This window comes from Capsulimonas sp. (genome assembly GCF_039929585.1).
Taxonomy (GTDB): domain Bacteria; phylum Armatimonadota; class Armatimonadia; order Armatimonadales; family Capsulimonadaceae; genus Capsulimonas.
This window is the reverse complement of record NZ_JBDSQY010000155.1, coordinates 1-2,716: the sequence shown is the minus strand read 5'-3', so window position 1 is coordinate 2,716 and position 2,716 is coordinate 1. Positions and strand designations below refer to the sequence as shown.

Annotated in this window: 3 protein-coding genes; all 3 read right to left on the bottom strand. The window is 56.4% G+C overall.

Translation table 11 applies throughout. The annotated features are described in order from the left end of the window. Window positions 1–305: 305 nt before the first annotated feature. The 3 genes from ABIZ35_RS10785 to ABIZ35_RS10775 are packed head-to-tail and all read right to left on the bottom strand — an operon-like array spanning window position 306 to window position 2,615. Window positions 306–575: a helix-turn-helix domain-containing protein gene (locus tag ABIZ35_RS10785; protein WP_348219905.1), complete on the bottom strand. Its 270-nt coding sequence runs from the start codon at window positions 573–575 to the stop codon at window positions 306–308. 45 nt (window positions 576–620) lie between these two features. After that, window positions 621–1,154 (bottom strand): macro domain-containing protein, encoded by a 534-nt coding sequence (locus tag ABIZ35_RS10780; protein WP_348219904.1) that lies wholly within the window; start codon window positions 1,152–1,154, stop codon window positions 621–623. A gap of 3 nt (window positions 1,155–1,157) precedes the next feature. Then, entirely contained in the window at window positions 1,158–2,615 is a 1,458-nt protein-coding gene (locus ABIZ35_RS10775; RefSeq protein WP_348219903.1) for a SpoVR family protein, read from the bottom strand. Between the last annotated feature and the right edge of the window lie 101 nt (window positions 2,616–2,716).

Genomic DNA, 2,716 nt, shown 5'->3' with positions numbered 1-2,716 from the left:
TGTATACTAGGAAGGAGCTTCGGGAAGCAGTCTTTGCTTCGTCACCGTCAGCGACTTTGGCTGGGCGGCGAGGAGTAGTATACGCTTTCTTGCTTGGGCTTGTCAACCCTTGTCGGAAAGTTTTTTTTGTATACTTGGGAAGGCTTCGGGTTTGGAGCCTTGCGGCTCCGCGTCGCTGGCTCTTTGGCCCGGCAACGAGTGGTAGTATACGGTATTGGAGAGCGCAAAGTCAAGGGGGTGGCGATTTATTTTTCCAGAGCCTTTAGCAGGCCTGTCCGTGAAGGCGATATTGCACGAATGCGGGCTCAAATTTCGGAGAGGCGCTCCAGGTAGGCGCGAAGAACGTCGCGCTGGAGAACGAGGCTGGCGAATTTACCCTCACGCACGATTTCGATCAAGCCTGCAGTTTCCAACTCCTTCATATGATGCGAGAGCGTGGGCGGGCTGACGTCATGGTTCTGGTTCAGAACGCAGCAGGGCATCGCCGCATGATATGCTCCAAGTTCTTTGAGAATTTGGTAGCGACGCGGCTCCGCAAGGGCTCGGGAAATCCTTGTGAACTGCTTATCCGTCATTCTACTGTCTTCTGTAGTACTCATCACTTCTCGTTATTCCCGGTATCACTTCTCTGCAAGCGCCTGGGTGAACACATCGAACTCCTCGGCGCCGAACATCGCCAGGACAACACTACGCAGCGGGGTCTCCGGATGCGAACGCAGATACTCATCGATGGTAGAGACACAGACTTTGGCGGCAGCCTCCAGCGGATAACGATAGACGCCAGTGGAGATCGAGCAATAAGCGATGCTAGTCAGACCTAATTTGTCGGCAGCTTCCAAGCATCCGAGATAGCTGATCGCCAGCTTCTCAGGCTCCCCGGATTTGCCGCCGTTCCAGACAGGGCCTGCTACATGGAAGATGTACTTTTGCGGCAGCTTATGCGCGCCAGTCACCACCACGACGCCGGTTTTGGCGCCGTGCCGCGCGACTCGCATGAGCTCTTCCATCAATCCCGGGCCAGCGGCGCGATGGATACGACCATCGATCCCGCCCCCACCCCGCATGCTGGTGTTGGCGGCATTAACAATCACGTCCACATCCTGATCCGTGACGCTGCCCCGAACAACCTGAACTTCCGTCTCGTTGATCTGCATTCCCTACGCCGCCACTTGAGAAATTTCGCCGTTGTCGTCGCACTTGAGCACGATGGCTTTATCGTCGGCGACCGTTTCTAAGTATACCGGACGACCCCACAAACGATGAACGTTCTTCAATACACGCTCGGTATACTCCAGATCCAGGCGCTTGCCATCATAAGCATGCTTCAGATATAGCTCACCATGGCGCTGGTAGTCGCCGTCTTCAACGGTCAAGATCGGCTGGCCGAAGTTCGTCATAGAGTCGACCATGGAGTCACGGACGCGGCGCCAGTCGGTGTCCTGTACGACCCACATCTTCTCGCCGTCGACTTCCTCCAGCTTGTAGGTGTAGAGATCGAGCTTCTTGACAAGCGAATCCGTGAGGTAACGCCGCAGGAAGGTAACGTCGTTATCCTCTTCGCAGACGCTGAAGATCTTCGCCCTCCCCTCCCCCGTTGGCCGCGCGATCGCGCGGCCCATCCAGTCTGTTTCTTCATCGTCGCCGACTTCGATCACGCCGTCCCAGCGGCGCACAATATCCTTGAGGATTTGGAAGCCGACGTAGTATGGGTTGATCTGCGCCCGCGATCCCGAAGGGGAGAGCACCGACGAATGCAATCGTCGAAATTCCCAGTGTTCCGCGCTTGTCAGATCCAGGCTTTCCAGTATCTTCTCATGCCAGTACGACGCAAAGCCCTCGTTCATGATCTTGGTGCGCATCTGCGGCAGGAAGTAGAGCATTTCGCCGCGCACGATCTCGATGATATCGCGCTGCCACTCTTCCAAGTCCCGACCATACTCCATTAAGAACCGCATCAAATCGCGTTCGGGTTCCTCGGGAAATTTGCGCGCTCGGGGCTTGGGGCGATCCGGCCGGCCAGCGACGTTCCAAATATCGTCATAATCGGTGTTGGTCGGCTGACCTTCACGCAGACGGTCACTCTCATGCTGCTCGGCCGATTTGCGCTTGACGAGAGGCGACGACGGGTCGAAGTGCATCTCGATCGTCATCACGGTATCCAGGAAGTTCTCGACTTCGCGCCAGCCGAACTGCTTCTCATACTCAGCGATCCGCTCGGCGTGCACGCGCATCTGCTCGATCATTCGCCGGTTAGTGTGCTGGAAGTAAGAGTTGTGTTTGAAGAAGTGGCAGTGCCCGAGCACATGCGCCGCGACGAATTTGTGCGACAGCATGGAGTTGTCTTCGACCAAAAATGCCTGGCATGGGTCGGTGTTGAAGACAATCTCGTAGATCTTGGACATGCCGTATTCGTAGGACGTCTTCTGGCGATGGTAATCGCGGCCGAAGGTCCAGTGCGAAAAGCGCGCCGGCAGGCCATAGGCGCCCAACTCATAGATCACATGCTGCGGGACAACTTCGAAGTGCGTGGGATATGGGTCCAGGCCAAACTCGCGCGCCTGGTCCCAGATGATCTCGATCCACCGCTCCAATTCATTACGTTCCGAGAGAGACATGCCCATAGACTGCCTAACCTTCCAATGAATTTGGCCTCGCCACCCCAATTCGTGTGGGTGTTTGGCCCCTCCGCCCCAATTCTGGGGGACCGGAAAATGCC